Below are 18,637 nucleotides of genomic sequence, written 5' to 3' on the forward strand. Positions count from 1 at the left end.
GTCCATCATTACCTCTGTCTAAATAATTCACTTGCAATATACTTCGCAAATTCTTGGGAGCCTTCTTCGGTTAAATGACCAAAATCATCCTCGTTCCATGACTGATGATTTTGAGAATAACTTGCCCAATCAATGACATGAACATTGCCAAATCGTTCTGCCGCCGAGTAAATCTCTCTGTTCGCATCCGCTACCCATGAACGATCCGCAGTAGCTGTTACAAAGAAAATATCATGATTTTGACCGATTGCATTAATATAATCATTAATTTGACCTGGTGTGAAAGTCCCATTATTGCCAAGTGTGGTTACCACTGTCGGTTTCATTAGATTTTGATTATTTAATGAATGAATCGTACTTACACTATTATAGAGTTGACGACCGACTTCTCCGTTAATGACCGACTTTGGAAAGACTTGGCGCACCTCATCCGCAGCCGCTAGTAAAACAGAATCTCCAATAAAAGTTACTTCAAGCCCATTAGCATATAATAATTCTTGCTGATCGAGACCTTCAATATTATTTACAATTTTAGTTGAGTCTGTATTTTCATTTTGTGTTTCTTCAATAAGTTTTTTGTTTTTCTCAATTACAGATTGAATATTATTCGCCGTATCTCCTTTGGTTTCAGGTGCAGCAATAATCCCCGCAAAACCCAGTATGGCTATTAATGCATAACTTGCGGTAAAAATCTTAATGGATTTTAATTTATGCGGATGATTTTTCAAAAACTTAAATTGGAATATACTCTTACGAATATTAAAATCTTGTCCTAACGGTAATGACACTCGTTGTAGTTCAAAGAATTGATAATTGATTTCAGCTAAAATCATCAAAATAATAAATTGACAGGCCATATTCATTCCAAATGACAGGTTCAAAGGCCGGATAAAACGAGCAATAATTAAATATACAGGATAGAACCATAAATAATATGAATAGCTTCGCTGACCTAAAAAGGTAAAGATTTTTAAACTTAAAACTTTATGCCAAAATGTATCCGAATGGATTGTTGCAATTAGGAATAATCCTGCCACTATCGTGTAGAGCGTCATTCCAAACCGATAAGCAAAAGGTTGCGTTCCATACATAAATTTCATCATAATAATCATCAAAATCAGGCAGACTGTTCCAACACTATTAAGAATCAATTTTGCTTGGCGTTGCAATGGCTTTGGATTTAGTTGGATTGGGAACAATAGACCAATTGCTGCCCCAAAAGTATAAGCCGATGCACGAGTTAACACACTATAATATACTCCCGTTGGATCCATGCCATCCTGGTAGCGAAACGCCATGTATCCAGCAGAAACAGCAGACACAATTAACAACATATTCGTTGCATACGATGGTTTTCTATGCCATGAATAAAATAAGAAGAAAAGAACTGGCGTTAGTAAAATTAACTGCGCTAAAATTCCAACATACCACAAGTGCGTAAATGGACTTGGATTAGCTGCCTGAACAAAATAGGATTGTTCGTTAAAAATTTGATAATAATTATTTACAAATAGTAATGAAGATAACGCCATATTCCTTAAATTGAACATAAAATCTCTCGCAAACAATAGGATGATTGTTCCCGTGGAAAGAATCATTGCCAACATCGGAAAGAATAATCGTTCAAAGCGTCGGCGATAAAAATGCAAAGCTGACAATGGTCGATGTTGCAGATCGCGAACATAAAAGTACCTAAAGTTAAAGAACCCTGCGACTAGTAAGAAAAAGTTAACCGCTAAATAGCCTCCAGGTAAAAGATGTTGATAGAAGTAATATAAAATAATCGCAATGATTGAAAAACCCTTATAGCCATCAAAAATGGCCAAACGCTGCTTAGTTTGATTGTTTCCCATAATATCACCTAATCTAAGAACTCGAATTGATAGCCTGAGATTGTGATAATATCACCATTTTGTGCTCCTTGTTCTCGTAAGGCATCATCAATTCCCATTCTACGCATTTGACGTGCAAAACGCGCCAAACTTTCATCATGTGCTAAGTTTGTCATTGCAAAAAGTTTCTCAATACGAGCGCCCGTAATCTCCCATTCCGATTCACTGATCTGATGAATTACAAAGTCCGGTTCAGGTGTTTCAAGTTGATAGACCACTTGATCTTCTGCTTCCTCTTCAAACAGCGCAATCTCTTCAGCAGAAGCCAAAATAGATTGTGTCAATTGAATTAGTGAAGCCGTGCCTTTATTTTGCCAGGCACTAATCTCTATTACTGGTGGCTGATCCCGGTCAATCGATTGATAGTATTCTGCTAATGACGTTTTAAATAATTCTAGATTCTCTTTCGCATCGAATGTATCCATTTTATTCGCTACAATAATACTTGGGCGATCTAAAATCAGTTCATTATATTGACCAATTTCTTCTTGAACCGTTAAATAACTTTCAAACGGATCTACATACTCTCCACTCATATCTAGGACATGCCATAATGCTTTCGTTCGTTCGATATGCTTTAAGAATTGAATCCCTAACCCAACACCTTCAGACGCACCTTCAATTAATCCTGGCATATCCGCCACGATAAATTCATGGTCTGAATCAACCTTCACTACACCGAGATTTGGCTCTAACGTTGTAAAGTGATAGTCAGCAATTTTCGGTTTCGCATTACTTACTACAGATAGGAGTGTTGATTTCCCAGCGCTTGGTAAACCTACAATTCCAATATCAGCAATCATCTTCAGCTCTAAAATAACATCAAATTCTTCACCGGGTTCACCATTTTCAGCAATTGAAGGCGCTGGGTTTTTATGCGTAGCAAACTTAACATTGCCGCGCCCGCCACGGCCTCCTTTGGCAATCAGTGCAACTTGGTTGTGCTCCACTAAATCAGCGATTAATTGCTGATTATCCGCTCGACGAACAATTGTTCCAGGTGGGACACTGATATAAGCATCTTCAGCATCAGCACCGTATTTATTTTTACTCATGCCATTCTCGCCATTTTTGGCTTTAATATGACGGTGATAGCGGAAATCAAGTAAGGTTCTTAAGCCTTCATCTACTTGAAAATAGATACTCCCACCTCGACCGCCATCTCCACCTGCCGGACCGCCATCTGGGACATATTTTTCACGACGGAATGCAACCATCCCGTCCCCTCCCTTACCGGCTTTTACATTCACTTGAACATAATCGATTAATGAGGACATATTTTCACCTCCATTTTAATGATTAAAATTTATAAATAATTAATCTCGGATCCATTTCTTGACGAATATATTTTGATAAACGAGCCATCGTATTCATACGATTGATTCGAATTGTTTCGTCTTCATGGTTTACTAAATTCTCTTCAAAATATTCTTTAATTGGCTTAACTAAATCTACCCACTGTTGGATGGAATCTTCTGATTGTAATTGAGAAACTTTTTGAATTAAAATTTCTTCCGAATTACTCTGAGATAAGTCTGATTGAATGGAAATTTCACTTTCCTCTTTATCGCCAGCAATATTCATCACTCGGCTAAGTGCTTCAATCATAGACTGAAACAGTTCAGGCTGCTCTTGTTTAAGTTGTTGAAGTTTTAGTGCAAAATGAATTTGACGATACGGATTCAGTTGATGAGCATGCGCAACGCCATCAATAATATCGTAATCGACTTGCAGATTTTGTAAGTGTTTTTCTAAGCGCGCACGAATAAATTCAACAATTTTTTTCTTTAAGTCTGATTGGGTAAGTGACGTATCCATAGCATGTATAATACGATCCATCGCATCAAGATTCAATGACCATTGATTTGCTACTAATATTTCAACCATCCCAATAGCTTGTCGACGAAGTCCATAAGGGTCACTTGATCCAGATGGAATAATACCTACGTTGAAGTATTGAATTAATGTATCAATCTTATCAGCCAATGCTAGAACGGAACCTGCAATTGATTTAGGCAATGCGCCACCACTTTGATTTGGTAAATATTGCTCTGAAATTGCTTGGGCGATCGATGATTCAATACCGAATTTCTCAGCATAGACGCCACCGATAATTCCTTGGAGCTCGCTTAATTCATCGACCATCAACGTCGCAAGGTCAAATTTATAAATTTTAGCAGCGTGTAGTGCTGACTCCACATCTGCAGCTTCTAAATTCAATGGCCGAACTAATTGCTCGATAATTTTGATCACACGTTTTTGTTTTGCAGCCAATGTATCTAATTGGTAGTGTTCTTTAATATGACTTAATTTTTCCACAAAATAATCTACTGAATGCTTCATATCCTCACGATAGAAGAATAGCGCATCATCCAATCTAGCACGCAATACTTTCTCATTACCATGAACGACATTTTCAAGATGATCTGCATTGCCGTTACGTACACTAATAAAGTAAGGTAGGAGTTCATCCGTTGCCTTATCTAATACATAGAAATAACGTTGATGTTCCTTCATGGTCGTAGTTAAGACAACCGGAGGCAATTCAAGGAATTCCGGTTCAAAAGTCCCACAAAATGCGGTAGGCCATTCAATCAAGTTATTCACTTCTTCAAGTAGTGATGCATCCATTGGAACAATCCAATGGTTTTCATTCGCAAGCTTCGCGATTTGCTCGCGAATTGTATTTTCACGCTCTTGTACATCTGCTATAACGTATTGCTCACGTAACGTATCGAGATACGCATTCGGATGTGATAGAAATACCCGTTCTCCAAGGAAACGATGTCCTTCAGTATAACGATCTGCGGTTAAGTACAAGTATTCAATCGGAATGACTTGATCGTCATATAAAGAGACAATCCAATGTAGCGGACGAATGAAAGCTTTTTTCTCCATTCCCCAAGTCATGCTGACTGGGAAAACTAATTTATCAAAAACTTGACTAATATTTTGAATAACCTCTTCAGCTGGAACTCCGGCCTCAAACTTATTAACGAAGATATAATCTTCTCCCTTAATCGATTGAATTTCAATATCATCTGTCGTCGCACCTTGACCACGAACAAAACCCTCTGCCGCTTTTGTCCATTGTTTTTGGTCATTTTGAGCAATTCTTAAAGCGGGGCCTTTAACAAGTTCTTGATGATCCGTTTGTTTTTCTGCTAGACCATGCACAATCACTGCAAGGCGGCGTGGTGTTGAATAGCGCGATACCGAATCGAACGATAAACGTTGCGCTTTAAAATAATCGTTCACTAATTGAGCCAATTGTTGACTCAAATCATCAATAAATCGTGAAGGAATTTCTTCTAAACCTAATTCTAATAGATATTCTGCCATTTATTTTGACGCTCCTTCCGTAGGGGATTCTTCATTTAAAAGCGGGAACCCTAATTTCTCACGCTCGGCAATAAATTGTTGTGCGATTTCACGTGCCATTTTACGAACTCGTGCGAGATATCCAGCACGATCTGACACTGATATATAACCTCGTGCATCTAACAAGTTAAAAGTATGACTGCATTTTAAAACATAATCATAAGCTGGATGAATCAAGCCTAATTCAATTAAGCGCAATGCTTCTTGTTCATACTGAGTAAAGAGTGAATACAACATCTCACCGTTACTTTCTTCAAAGGAATAAATCGAGTGCTCACGTTCAGGTTGTTGAAAGATATCACCGTATTTTACACCTGGAGCCCAGGGTAATTCATAAACATTATCCACATTGAGTAAATACATCGCTAGTCGCTCAATACCATAGGTAATCTCGCTCGTTACAGGATAACATCGTTGACCACCCACAGTTTGGAAATAAGTAAATTGTGTAACTTCCATCCCATCAATCCACACTTCCCATCCTAAACCAGAACATCCAAGTGAAGGATTCTCCCAGTTATCTTCAACAAAGCGGATATCATGTTCTAAGGGATTGATTCCAAGCTGTTCAATACTCGCCAAATACAATTCTTGAATATTAATTGGGGACGGCTTCATTACCACTTGAAATTGATGATGTTGATAGAGACGATTCGGATTCTCACCATAACGGCCATCAGCAGGACGTCTCGATGGTTCAACGTAGGCAGCATTCCAAGGCTCTGGGCCAAGTGAACGAATAAAGGTATAAGGACTCATTGTCCCCGCCCCTTTCTCACTGTCATAGCTTTGCAAAATCAAACATCCTTGCTCAGACCAAAAATTTTGTAACGTTAAAATCATTTCTTGGACAGAATTAACCATGCTTTTCCTCCTCCATAAATATAAAAAGCGTCCCTATGATTATTAAATAATCATAGGGACGAATTAACTTCGCGGTTCCACCCTAATTCAGATCACGATCTGCACTTTAAAGTATATTTATATAAGTTTTGACGAGCTGCCATCGATTCAATCTAGCTCTCACTGTCCTAGATTCGCTTCATTATCTTCATTCAATGCTCTAACCAAATTTTATACATAATTCACTCGTTAGTCAATGCTAATCAACGGTTTACGTTAAATATTTTTGTAGTTTATCTAGATAAGATTTACTCTTCAATCGAATACCTACATACTCCTGGTAAAGTGCACTCATAAAATCGCGTAACATTTTCAATGTCTCATCAGAGACATCAATCGATCGAATTTGCTTTAACTTTGCTTTTGACAGTACTTGTAGCAAATACACCACTTTCGGTGAAAGTAGCCAACGCATTTCATCGAGATGGGCATGGTCCGAACAGAGCATCCCATTAAGTCTCATACTGAAATCCATCTCGTAATGTGGTTTATGGCAAACGACACAATGATGAAAATCGAAGTGCACCCCAAAATATGGCAGTAAAAACAACTCAACATAGGTTGCTATCACCGGATACATGGTCGACTTCACCATCAATTCAAGTGCATCTTGCAACAAAGCAAAGAGTTCCGGATGATTTTCTCGGTCATTGATTGACGCATCAATTAATTGCGCAAGATAGATACCGTATGCATGCTTTTCAATATCTTCATGAATTGGTCGGTAAAAATTTAGTGTCCGAGCTTCTTGCAGAAAAGACATCCCTTCTTGATTGATGGTTCCCCAATAATCATTATACGTGAGGGGAATCAATTGACTCTTTAAAGTATGCGTCGCTTGATTAAAACCGCGAACAAAGAACATCTGGGTCCCTTGATCTTCCGTAAAAATCTTAACCAAGCCATCTTTTTCACGGTAAGGTCGCGTAAATAAAACAATCCCCTTAAAATTTGTTCTCATGATGAACTTAATCCATTAATATTCATCCGGACGATAGCCGTATTCATTTAAGAAATGACGACGATCACGCCAACTATTTTGAACTTTTACCCAAATTTCAAGGTAAGCTTTCGAACCGAGTAAGACTTCGATATCTTTTTCGGCTCGTTTGCGAATATTGCGAATCATCTTACCTTGACTGCCAATAATGATTCCTTTTTGTGATTTACGTTCAACAATGATCACAGCCTGTATTTCAACCGATTGATCTTCCACATCGCGATGCATCGATTCCACTTGAACTGCCACTGAATGTGGAATTTCCTCGCGAGTTAAATGGAGTACTTTCTCACGAATTAACTCTTGAACAATAAAGTACTCCGGATGATCGACCACTTGGTCAGCGGGATAGTATTGAGGACCTGTTGGCAAGATAGACATAATTTTATCTAAAAGAATATCGGTATTGTAGCCTTCAGTTGCACTGATTGGAATAACCTCATCGAATTCATACTCATCGGTATAAGTTTTAATAATATCAAAAATTTCACTTTGATCAATTAAATCCACTTTATTAATCACTAAAAATTTAGGGATATCTAGTAATTTAACATGATCAAGTACTACCCGGTCTCCGGGTCCAATGGGTTCTGTAGCATTAACGACCACTAAAACACCATCCACACCTCGGGTAGACTTTAACGCCGTCTGAACCATAAAGTCACCTAAGGCGTGTTTTGGCTTATGAATACCAGGTGTATCAATAAAGATAATTTGACCTTCTTCATTCGTTAAGACACCTTGAATTCGATTACGAGTCGTTTGTGGCTTATCCGACATAATTGCAATCTTTTGGCCTACAAATCGATTAATTAACGTTGATTTTCCAACATTCGGTCGTCCAATAATCGAAATAAAACCAGATTTAAAATTTGTGTTCAATATATCACCTCGTTCAATTTAAAAGATAAGGATAAAAAATTAGTACGCCAATTATCACTGTGACGATGGATGCTAACAAAACTGCCCCGGCACTAGCATCTTTGGCCCATTTAGCCAATTCATGATAATGATAATCCGATGCCAGGTCAACAGTCCGTTCAATCGCAAAATTTATCAATTCCAATGCTAAGACTAGCCCAACACACAGTATGATAATTATCCACTCAATACGTTGAATTTGAAAGTAAGCGCTCAATAGAATTGTACATAGTCCAAAAGCTAATTGTATCTTGAAATTCCGCTCTTTTAATATTGGGCCTGTAATCCCCTGAAGTGCACAACGAAAAGATTGGTATAACTTAATTTGCTGCTTGGCCTTTGAATTATCGTTCAAGTCCATAATCTTTCAAGACCTCCTCTTGCAGTTGGAACATTTCTTGTTCCTCTTCTACGGTCTGATGATCATAGCCATTAAGATGTAAGAATCCATGTACGGTCAAAAAGGCCAGCTCACGATCAAGAGAATGGCGATACTCTTCAGATTGACGAACAGCTTGATCATAAGAAATAATAATATCGCCCAAATGACGATTTAAGCCAACATTCATTTGGCTCAATTCTGACCAAGAATCTGGTTCACCTTCTTCCAACGCAAAACTTAATACATCTGTCGGGCGATCAATCCCCCGATAATTTAAGTTTAGTTCATGGATCTCGCGATCCGTTACGATTGAAATATCCACTTCAATTTCTGGTTGTAGCGAGAGTCGTTCGGCAGTTAATTTAACAATTCTTTCAATCAATTCATATTGGTCTGAGTTTAAGCGTTCGCCTTCATCCATAATATCGATAATCAATGCAATCCCTCCGTTTACTCTTCATTGCTATACGCACGAATAATATCCGCAACGGCCGGGTGACGTACAACATCATAAGCATCAAAATAGACAAACTCAAGTCGTTTGAGACCACTCAATTTCTCTTCAGCATCAATTAACCCTGACTTCACACCGGGCATTAAATCAATTTGCGTATGGTCCCCGTTCACAATCATTTTAGAACCAAAGCCAAGTCTTGTAAGAAACATTTTCATTTGAGCAATCGTTGTATTTTGAGCCTCATCTAAGATCACGAAAGCATCATCTAACGTACGTCCACGCATATACGCAAGTGGCGCAATCTCAATGACTTCACGTTCGATAAGACGTTCAGTATGTTCTTTACCTAAAACAGAATAAAGTGCATCATAGATGGGTCTTAAATACGGATCAACCTTCTCTTTGAGGTCTCCTGGTAAGAATCCTAAACGCTCACCTGCTTCCACAGCCGGTCGTGTTAAGATAATTCGCTTCACCTGACCATTTTTTAATGCTTGTACCGCCAAAACTACGGCTAAATAAGTTTTCCCTGTTCCTGCAGGACCGATGCCAAAGACAATATCTCGTTTCCGTGTTGCTTGAACATAACTTAATTGCCCATAATTTTTAGCATAAATTGGCTTACCATCATAAGTACGACTGATTTGTTCGGAATGAAGATCTACAAAATGATCAATCGTGCCTTTCTTAGCCATCTTAATTGCAGTGACAAAATCTACGGTCTTAGGTTGAAATCCTTTTGCTAGCAATTCAAGCATACTTAAATAAATCGAACGGACTTGCAGAACTGATGCTTCATCTTGACCTTGAATCGTAATATCTTCACCACGGTTACTAATCGCGACATCGTAATAATCTTCGATTAATTTAACGTATTTATCTTGCGTTCCTAATAAGCTCATTAACCATTCTGAATTCGTTACTTTGACGACTTGCGTATAAGATTCTGATGGATTCAAATAATTAACTCCTTTGTCTAATAGTCTTACCTCTATTCTACTACAAATTAGCCTTCCAACCCAATAAAAAAAGGCAAGATTCAACGAAATGAATCTCACCTTTATTAAATCATTAAGATTGTGGGTCTTTAGAATGAATTCTCCCTCGAACAATTCAAACTAAATCAGACCTACCCATTACGAGTCGTAATGAATTAGTATTTACGCTTACGAGCAGCTTCTGATTTTTTCTTACGTCTTACACTAGGCTTCTCGTAATATTCACGTTTACGTGCCTCTCTTAGAGTACCTGTCTTAGAAACGTCGCGTTTGAAGCGTCGAAGAGCGTCTTCTAATGATTCGTTATCACGAACTACAGTTTTAGACATTATGAATCCCCCCTCCCGAGCTTGAGTACTTTATAGCTTTATAAAGTCTTTAACATTATAATGAATCCCAAGCAATAAATCAACCCCTCTCAAACAAATGATATTATCTCAATGCAATTAAGCATATGTTGTGATAAAATAAGGGTACAACACGCAGGAGGAGCTTATGTCGATCGATAATAAACTGCTACACATTCATATCATTTCAGACTCGATTGGCGCGACAGCGACGAAAGTCGCCCAAGCGACGGTCGCTCAATTCCCAGAAATGGAATACGAGATTCATAAACACATTTTAATCGAAAATGAACAACAATTAATTGAAGCGCTCGAATCAGCCAAACATACCCACGGCATCATATTTATGACTATTTCAAACTCGCATCAAGCTTATATTGCCGAAGCTTTTGCGGCGGAAAATAGCTTAGTCATTCATAATTTAATTCAACCTTTTACTAAGGATATTGAACAACGTACTGGGATTAAACCCGTTGGCTTAAAAGGTTCACAATTTGAGTTGTCAGATCAATACTTTAACCGAATTAAAGCGATTGAATTTACATTAAATAATGATGATGGTAAAAATCCCGAAGCGTTAAAAGAAGCTGATATTGTAATTTTAGGAGTTAGCCGGACGGGTAAAACACCTTTGAGTATGTACTTAGGGACTTTAGGTTATAAAGTAACGAACTTACCTTTAATTCCTGAAAAAGAAATTACCCCAATATTATTCGAAATTCCTTCATCAAAAATTGTTGGTCTAACGAATAATGCAGATATTATTTGTAATCATCGCCAAAAACGTATGAGTGAATTTGGGTTAAGTAGCGCGACACGTTACGCATCGAAAGAGCGCGTTGACGAGGAATTAGCCTATGCTGAAAGTATCTATCAGAAGCTCCAATGTCCGGTGATTAATGTATCGGAACGGAGCATTGAGGAATCTTCCGTGATTATCTTAGATGTATTAAACTTACCTCATAAACCACGCTGGTAAAATCTTAAATATGGATTAAAAGTCCCTAGCAATTCAATCGATTGTTAGGGACCCTTTTTATTATTGACCTTTTGTTTCGATAATTTGCTTAATTAGTTGCGGGTTATACGCTTCTTTTCGTAGCATTTCAATTTCATATTTATAAGGAGGATATTTCACCTTATCTTTTTCTGGATCCGCTACCCAAGGTGTCTCTAAAATTTTTGGAATACCGTTTAATTGTGGATGATGAACAATGTAATTTAATGTCTCAAAACCAATATTCCCTTCGCCGACATTAGCATGTCGGTCTTTATGTGATCCTGATGGATTCTTAGAATCATTAATATGGAGTACTTTCAGTCGATCGAGGCCGATAATTTTATCGAACTCATTTAACACACCATCAAAATCATTTTTAATATCATAACCTGCATCAAAGACATGACACGTATCAAAGGTAACCGATAATTTATCATTATGGGTGACCCCATCGATAATTTGGGCTAACTCTTCAAAGGTGCGCCCTATTTCTGTTCCTTTCCCGGCCATTGTTTCTAAGGCTATTTGAACTGTATCGTCTGGAGATAAAATATGATTCAAACCGTGAATAATTTGTTGAATGCCAACATCTACGCCTGCTCCAACATGCGCTCCAGGGTGTAACGTAATTTGATTTGCTCCTAAAGCCATCGTACGGTCTAATTCTTCACGGAGAAACTCAATCGCAAAATCATGATAGCCTTCCTTCGTCGTATTGGCTAAGTTAACAATGTATGGCGCATGTACTGTAAAGAATTCAATACCCACTTCTTTCATCAATTGATAACTCTCTTCAATATTGAACGTCTCAATGGGTTTACGGGTCGTATTTTGAGGAGCCCCGGTATAAACCATAAAAACATTACTGCCATAAGATGCCGCTTCTTTAACTGATCCTAATAGCATTTCCTTCCCTTTTAGAGAAACGTGTGATCCTAATAACATACGAACTCCTTTCTAAGTGATAACACTAGTCTTTTTTCACTGTTAAATGTAATTCATCTAATTGATCTTGTGCCACATGGTTTGGTGCTTCCATCATTACGTCGTAACCACGACCTGTCTTTGGAAAGGCAATCACTTCACGAATATTTGGTTCTTTAGCCAACAACATAATAAAGCGATCTAATCCAAGTGCAATTCCTCCGTGTGGTGGGAATCCATATTCCATCGCATCTAATAAGAAACCAAATTGGCTCTGTGCTTGTTCAGGTGTAAAGCCGAGTAAGCTAAACATTTCATCTTGTAAGGCTTTATCATTGATTCTGACACTACCTCCACCTAATTCATAACCGTTAAGGACAATGTCATAGGCATTTGCTAAAGCTTCTTTCGGGTTAGCTTTAAGTGCTTCAATATCTTTATTTTGTGGTGAGGTAAACGGATGATGCATTGCCACATAGCGCTCTGATTCTTCATCATACTCTAAGAGTGGCCAATCTACCACCCAAATAAAGGCAAACTCATCTTCATCATATAATTGGTGAACTTTACCTAAATGATTACGTAAAGCACCCAATGCCGCTTGCGTTACTTCAAGTTGATCCGCCACAAAGAAGACGATATCCCCTTCTTCAAGTGCTAACTTCTCTTGGAACACGGCTAAGTCTTTTTCATCAAAGAATTTTGCAATCGGTCCGTTTAAACCTTCGTCAGTTAATTTAACCCATGCTAGACCTTTAGCACCATAAGGCTTCACAACATCGGCTAGTGCATCGGCTGTCTTGCGTGAGTACTCATCTGCTAACCCCTTAAGGTTAATCCCTTGAACAACTCCACCACTTGTCACGGTATTTTTAAAGACGCCAAATTCACATCCCTCAGCCCATTCAGTAACATCACGTAATTCAAGCTCAAAGCGAATATCTGGCTTATCAACCCCATAACGTGCCATTGCTTCAGCATAGCTAATTGTTGGGAATGGTTGATCGAATTCTAAGTTCATCACTTCACGCATGACTTGTTTAATCATCGCTTCTGCTAACTGTTGAATTTCTGCTTGAGTTAAGAAGCTGGTCTCTAAGTCCACTTGAGTAAATTCTGGTTGACGGTCACCCCGTAAGTCTTCATCTCTAAAGCAACGAACAATCTGATAATAACGGTCAAATCCTGCCGCCATTAACAATTGCTTAAATAATTGAGGCGATTGCGGCAAAGCATAAAACTCACCCGCTTCTCGACGTGTTGGCACTAAGTAATCTCGTGCACCTTCAGGTGTTGATTTCGTTAAGAACGGTGTTTCAACGTCGATAAAGCCAGCATCATTTAAGAAATTACGAATCGATTGGACCACCTGATGTCTTAACTTCAAGTTTTTAAACATTTTCGGCCGACGTAGGTCTAAGTAACGATATTTAAGACGGACTTCTTCTGAAGCATCGAGGTCATCTTCAATATAGATGGCTGGTACTTTACTACGCGTGAGTATTTCAAATTCTTTTGCAACTAATTCCATTTTACCGGTCGGATGGTTTAAGTTAACTGCGTCTTCACTTCGATAACGAAGTTCACCGGTCACTTCAATAATATACTCCGTACGAATTTGATCGACGTCACTCATTTGGTCTTTTAAAATTTCAGAGTCAAAAACAATTTGACAGATTCCTTCACGGTCTCTTAAATCGACAAAAATTAATTTTCCTAAATCACGTCGCTTTTGTACCCACCCTTTTAAAGTTAAAGTTTGGCCAATCATCGATTCATTAACTAATCCTACATAAGTTGTTCGTTGTGTCATGTCTATTCTCCTTTAAAGTAGTTATCAATTACCGATGTATCCATCGTTATTTGACGGAAAAAAACATCCGGTTGTGTTAACCAATCTGATAAATTAACGCTAATTTGTTTTTGTGTTTCAGTATTTTTCAATGTAAAGCTTTGCGATTGAACTTCGTCTTCCCCGAGGACAATGACTGTTTTTGCTTTCAATCTATCAACTGTCTTAAATTGGGATTTCATACTGCGTCCCATATAATCACGGTCCGCTTTTAAACCAGCTTGTCGAGCTGCTTGAATAATCTCCATCGCCATCGCATCAATGGTTTCTCCCATACAAATAACGAAGACATCCACTGCTTCATTTTCTGGAACAGCAACTTTTTGGTCTTTTAATAATAAAATTAATCGTTCTAAGCCAATTCCAAAGCCAAATCCTGGTGTCGAAGGTCCACCTAATTCTTCAACAAGGCCATCATAACGCCCGCCTCCACAAATGGTCGACTGACTTCCAATGGAATCATCTTCCACCATCATTTCAAAAATCGTATCTTGATAATAATCAATACCTCGCACTAAGAGTGGGTCTACCTCGTATGGAATCTCCAATGCGTCTAACATTGATTGAACCTTTTGAAAATTATCGAGACTCTCTTGACTTAAATAATCAGAAATCTTAGGCGCGTTGACTAATAATTGTTGATCCTTTGCGTCTTTAGAATCTAAAATACGTAGAGGATTTGTCTCAAGTCTTCGGCGTGAATCTTCACTCAGCTCCTCTCGGTGCGGTGTTAAATATTCAATTAATGCGTCAATAAACTGACGACGCTCTTTTGGATGACCAATCGTATTAATAACGAGCTTTATATTAGTCAAACCTAATTCCTCAAATAAGTCCCAAGCCATCGCCATGACTTCAACATCCATCGCACATTTGTCTGTCCCTAAAACTTCGACACCCATTTGATTGAATTGACGTTGTCGACCAGCTTGAGGACGTTCATAACGAAACATCGGTCCCGTGTAGTAGAGCTTATAAGGCTTTGGATATTCTGGTCCGTACAACTTGTGCTGTACAAAAGCTCGGCAGATAGAAGCTGTGCCTTCTGGGCGTAAAGCGATACGACGGCCTCCTTTATCTTCAAAATCATACATTTCTTTTGAGACCATATCCGTCTCATCGCCTACACCACGTTGGAATAACTCGTAGTCTTCGAAAATCGGTGTTCTGATTTCTTCAAAATTATAACTTTCAAATACATTTCGCGCAGTATCTTCAACGTACTGCCAAATATAAATCTCGCTTGGCAAAATATCTTCGGTGCCTTTTGGTTTCTTTATCATCTTATCAACCTCTCTATCATATTCATTAAAAAAGCCCTATGGCAAATAGCCATAGGACGTTCATTACAACGTGGTACCACCTATTTTTGTAATCAAAAAATGATTTACCTTCAAACGATAACGTCGTTAACGGAACTGAATCTTCTCCACAATGTCAAACAGAATGCTGACTACTTCACACCACCCAGTAGCTCTCTGAATTATTCTATATTTAAGTTGCTTCATCGAATTTAAGTATGTATATAGATATAATTTAAGCTTAAATCGTGCAATTGTCAACATTTTTCATTCTGGCGACATATATTACTATTCGATGACAAAGACGCTTTATACCGTAAAATACGTTATAATTATCTTTAACATCACTATAAGGTAGGATCCGTATGATTGAATCATTGCAACGTTTTATTATCAGAATTTATACTGAAAAATATTTTCCATTATTTATTGCGATGACCATTGCAATTGTGTCATTGCTGACCGTTACCGCCCTGGTCCGTGAAGAAGTTTACACCATTGAAAACCAGACTATCACATTAAGAGTGGGTGCCGCTACGAACAGCGCTGCCATTACAACATTAAATAAAGGCGACCATGTAGAAATTGTCTCTGAACGGAACGGTTGGTATAATGTTGTCGTGAATGGACAACAAAATGGTTATGTGCCTAGTTGGTTATTGAATAAAGATCAACCTATCGATGACACAGAACTCGCAGTACATATTGAAAAAACGACACCACTTTATCAAAGCGCCCATACTGACTCGACGATTATTCATCAAATCCCAGCCGATGAGTATCTTAAAGTTAACTTTGAGAATAATGGTTGGTTACAAATAAATTATAAAAATGATCAAGGTTATATTAAAACCTCTGAGGTCACTTTGATAAGTCAAAATGATATTCCGGATAAGTCACACGAAAGTATTACGTCAAACAATGATTTATTAGCGGGATTAACACCTGAAGAAGCCAGTAAAATCATTTATATGCGACAAAATAATCAAGCGCTCTATGAGTATCCTGATGGATTAAGCCCCGTGATTTATCACCCGACTTATAACCAACGCTTTGAATACTTGTCAACGAATCAAGATACAACCGGTCATGATTATTACTTTGTTCGCGATGATGAAGGTATTGAAGGCTACTTAAATTCAAGTCACGTGGCCTTTGCGAGCGATTATATTGGCCATGAAACACCCGAACGTCCTGCTTCAATCAGTGAAGCAGTTATCCACGTCGATGCCGGACATGGCGGAATGGATCCAGGAACTTCTTCTTTAGACGGTACTTTGCATGAGAAAGATTACACTCTTCCTACCGCTTTATATCTAAAAGAAGCTCTAGAAAAAATGGGTGCTCGTGTCATCATGAGTCGTGAAGAAGATATTATGATTGGTTTAGAAGAGATTGTCCAGATGAGTAACGATAATCAAGTTGATGCATTTGTATCCATCCATTTTGATGCGCTCGATGACCCAACTTGGGGAGGTACCGCAACCTATTATTTCCATGAAAATGATTATGAGCTTGCTGAAACAATTAATGAACGACTCAAAACAATCGAATTGGAAAATAACGGAATTGTCTTTGGTAACTTCCAAGTCCTAAGGGACAATCATCGCCCATGTCTATTATTAGAACTCGGCTATATGACCCACGAAACAGACTTGGCTTACTTTACGAAAGAAGAAAACCAACGTAAATTAGCTCAAGCAATTGCAGAAGGGTTACAAGATTACTTTAAATAAAAGAATCATTAATAAAAAGGTTGATGAAATATTTTCATCAGCCTTTTTATTATGCCACTAAAGGCATAGTTCCTATACCTCATTGAGCATGGATACTTTTTTATAGATACCTATGTTCAACACAAGACAAATAGGAATTAAGCTAAGGGGTAAGCTTAATTCCTATGATAAATTTTAATAGCTATGAAGATTTTATTATTATAGTTCGATTAAGACCAGTGTTCCTGCCGTAATGAATTAAAAGTTAATCTTCATTTCTTTTCTTGCTTCGACCCAGTGTAAATACTCCACCTAGCATTGCCAATACTGCAGATAATATCGTAAAATCACCCGTCAATTCACCCGTATTCGGTAATTCTTTATCAGAAGAATTATTGCGTTTTGGATTTTTATTCATTGGCTCATTAGGCTTTTCTGGCATACCGGGTTCGTCTGGCATACCAGGTTCATCTGGTGTGCCTGGTTCATCTGGCGTACCAGGTTCATCTGGCGTACCAGGTTCGTCTGGTGTACCGGGTTCATCTGGTGTACCAGGTTCGTCTGGTGTACCTGATTCATCTGGCGTACCGGGTTCATCTGGCGTACCTGGTTCATCTGGTGTACCTTGTTCGTCTGGCGTACCTGGTTCATCTGGCATACCTGGCTTATCTGGTGTACCTGGTTCATCTGGCGTACCTGGTTCGTCTGGCGTACCTGGTTCATCTGGTGTGCCGGGTTCGTCTGGCATGCCAGGTTTATCTGGCGTGTCAGGTTCATCTGGCGTACCAGGTTCGTCTGGCGTACCAGGTTCGTCTGGCGTACCAGGTTCGTCAGGCGTACCAGGTTCGTCTCGAATTTCTGGATCAAGTTCTGTCTTTGTATAGATATACGTAATACGCTGATACTCTCCAGGTTTATACGTGCCTTCAGTCTTATCATCTTTATAGTAGTCTGGTGTCTCTAAGTCGTTTGTTCCTGTGATTTTCTCGAACTTATAGCCGTCTTTTTCTTCTGTTATTGCTGAGAAGCGATGCTCATCTCGGAATCCTTCTTGATAATTATTTGTATGTTCGGATCGTTTCACACGACGTGTTTCATTACCATCTTTGTCCGTATAAACGATGTAGTACTCATGCGTATCTTCGAATCGGCCCGGTTGTTTCACTTTCTCATATGAATAAGTTACTTCAAGATTTTCTTTTGGTTTATAGTTACCTTCTGCTTCTGAACCATCTTCGTTATGTTTTCCTGTTCCTTCAACCTTCGTCAGTTTATAGCCGTCTTTTTCATCTTTAACTGTTTTGTATTTTTTTCCTTCTTTTGTACCTTCAGTTTTTTCTCCATCATAAGATGTTTCTTCATTCTTTTCACGGCTAATTTCGTTGCCGTCAAAGTCTTTTTCTACATCATAGTAGTTATGGTGGTCTTGGAACGTTCCTTTAGTTGTAATCGTTTCGGTCTTGTAGTAGTTGTATACAACTTCTTGTTGAACCCCTGCTACATAGTCTCCTGCAACTGTTCCTTCTTCATTTAGAGTTGTTCCTTCTTCGAACTTAGTTGTTGT

General features: G+C 38.4%; 16 protein-coding genes. 2 read left to right on the forward strand and 14 right to left on the reverse strand.

Going from position 1 to position 18,637, the window contains the following annotated elements; translation table 11 throughout:
* Positions 1–8 precede the first annotated feature (8 nt).
* The 10 genes from HMPREF9707_RS03815 to rpsU all read right to left on the reverse strand — a co-directional run bounded on the left by HMPREF9707_RS03815 (position 9) and on the right by rpsU (position 10,263).
* Positions 9–1,853: an acyltransferase family protein gene (locus tag HMPREF9707_RS03815; protein WP_006701389.1), complete on the reverse strand. Its 1,845-nt coding sequence runs from the start codon at positions 1,851–1,853 to the stop codon at positions 9–11.
* 8 nt (positions 1,854–1,861) lie between these two features.
* The gene (obgE, locus tag HMPREF9707_RS03820) at positions 1,862–3,169 is read right to left on the reverse strand and encodes a GTPase ObgE (RefSeq protein ID WP_006701390.1); all 1,308 of its coding nucleotides are present in this window, start codon (positions 3,167–3,169) and stop codon (positions 1,862–1,864) included.
* 22 nt (positions 3,170–3,191) lie between these two features.
* Positions 3,192–5,234 carry a glycine--tRNA ligase subunit beta gene (gene glyS, locus HMPREF9707_RS03825; protein ID WP_006701391.1) on the reverse strand — a complete coding sequence of 681 codons (2,043 nt, stop codon included), beginning with the start codon at positions 5,232–5,234 and terminating at the stop codon, positions 3,192–3,194.
* Positions 5,235–6,137, reverse strand: coding sequence for a glycine--tRNA ligase subunit alpha (gene glyQ, locus HMPREF9707_RS03830; protein WP_006701392.1), 903 nt, complete (start codon positions 6,135–6,137; stop codon positions 5,235–5,237).
* Between the two features lie 250 nt (positions 6,138–6,387).
* Positions 6,388–7,137: a DNA repair protein RecO gene (gene recO, locus HMPREF9707_RS03835; RefSeq protein ID WP_006701393.1), complete on the reverse strand. Its 750-nt coding sequence runs from the start codon at positions 7,135–7,137 to the stop codon at positions 6,388–6,390.
* 15 nt (positions 7,138–7,152) lie between these two features.
* Positions 7,153–8,058 carry a GTPase Era gene (gene era / locus HMPREF9707_RS03840; protein ID WP_006701394.1) on the reverse strand — a complete coding sequence of 302 codons (906 nt, stop codon included), beginning with the start codon at positions 8,056–8,058 and terminating at the stop codon, positions 7,153–7,155.
* Positions 8,059–8,071: 13 nt separating this feature from the next.
* Positions 8,072–8,458 carry a diacylglycerol kinase family protein gene (locus tag HMPREF9707_RS03845; RefSeq protein WP_006701395.1) on the reverse strand — a complete coding sequence of 129 codons (387 nt, stop codon included), beginning with the start codon at positions 8,456–8,458 and terminating at the stop codon, positions 8,072–8,074.
* The gene (gene ybeY, locus HMPREF9707_RS03850; RefSeq protein ID WP_006701396.1) at positions 8,442–8,915 is read right to left on the reverse strand and encodes an rRNA maturation RNase YbeY; all 474 of its coding nucleotides are present in this window, start codon (positions 8,913–8,915) and stop codon (positions 8,442–8,444) included. Before ybeY ends, HMPREF9707_RS03845 begins: the two co-directional genes overlap by 17 nt.
* A 14-nt stretch (positions 8,916–8,929) precedes the next feature.
* The gene (locus HMPREF9707_RS03855) at positions 8,930–9,895 is read right to left on the reverse strand and encodes a PhoH family protein (RefSeq protein ID WP_006701397.1); all 966 of its coding nucleotides are present in this window, start codon (positions 9,893–9,895) and stop codon (positions 8,930–8,932) included.
* A gap of 194 nt (positions 9,896–10,089) precedes the next feature.
* Complete coding sequence (rpsU, locus tag HMPREF9707_RS03860; protein WP_006701398.1) at positions 10,090–10,263, reverse strand: 30S ribosomal protein S21; 174 nt, start codon at positions 10,261–10,263, stop codon at positions 10,090–10,092.
* A gap of 166 nt (positions 10,264–10,429) precedes the next feature.
* Between rpsU and HMPREF9707_RS03865 the strand changes: the two genes are divergently transcribed.
* Positions 10,430–11,260 (forward strand): pyruvate, water dikinase regulatory protein, encoded by an 831-nt coding sequence (locus HMPREF9707_RS03865; protein WP_006701399.1) that lies wholly within the window; start codon positions 10,430–10,432, stop codon positions 11,258–11,260.
* 60 nt (positions 11,261–11,320) lie between these two features.
* Here the strand turns inward: HMPREF9707_RS03865 and HMPREF9707_RS03870 are convergent, their stop codons facing one another.
* From HMPREF9707_RS03870 to hisS, 3 genes are read right to left on the reverse strand one after another with little or no spacing between them, the layout of a single operon-like run.
* A complete protein-coding gene (locus HMPREF9707_RS03870; protein ID WP_006701400.1) occupies positions 11,321–12,226 on the reverse strand; it encodes a deoxyribonuclease IV in 906 nt (301 codons plus the stop codon).
* Positions 12,227–12,251: 25 nt separating this feature from the next.
* Entirely contained in the window at positions 12,252–14,018 is a 1,767-nt protein-coding gene (gene aspS / locus HMPREF9707_RS03875; protein ID WP_006701401.1) for an aspartate--tRNA ligase, read from the reverse strand.
* A gap of 2 nt (positions 14,019–14,020) precedes the next feature.
* Positions 14,021–15,340, reverse strand: coding sequence for a histidine--tRNA ligase (hisS, locus tag HMPREF9707_RS03880; protein ID WP_006701402.1), 1,320 nt, complete (start codon positions 15,338–15,340; stop codon positions 14,021–14,023).
* Positions 15,341–15,723: 383 nt separating this feature from the next.
* Here hisS and HMPREF9707_RS08470 point away from each other — a divergent pair, with 383 nt between their 5' ends.
* Positions 15,724–17,094, forward strand: a complete 1,371-nt coding sequence (locus HMPREF9707_RS08470) for an N-acetylmuramoyl-L-alanine amidase (protein ID WP_006701403.1) — start codon at positions 15,724–15,726, stop codon at positions 17,092–17,094.
* Positions 17,095–17,338: 244 nt separating this feature from the next.
* On the opposite strand, the gene HMPREF9707_RS08930 is transcribed toward HMPREF9707_RS08470, so the two are convergent.
* Positions 17,339–18,637, reverse strand: a 1,299-nt coding sequence (locus tag HMPREF9707_RS08930; protein WP_006701404.1) for an LPXTG cell wall anchor domain-containing protein, incomplete at its 5' end; no start/stop codon positions are given.

Origin of the sequence: Falseniella ignava CCUG 37419, assembly GCF_000301055.1 — a bacterium.
GTDB classification, from domain to species: domain Bacteria; phylum Bacillota; class Bacilli; order Lactobacillales; family Aerococcaceae; genus Falseniella; species Falseniella ignava.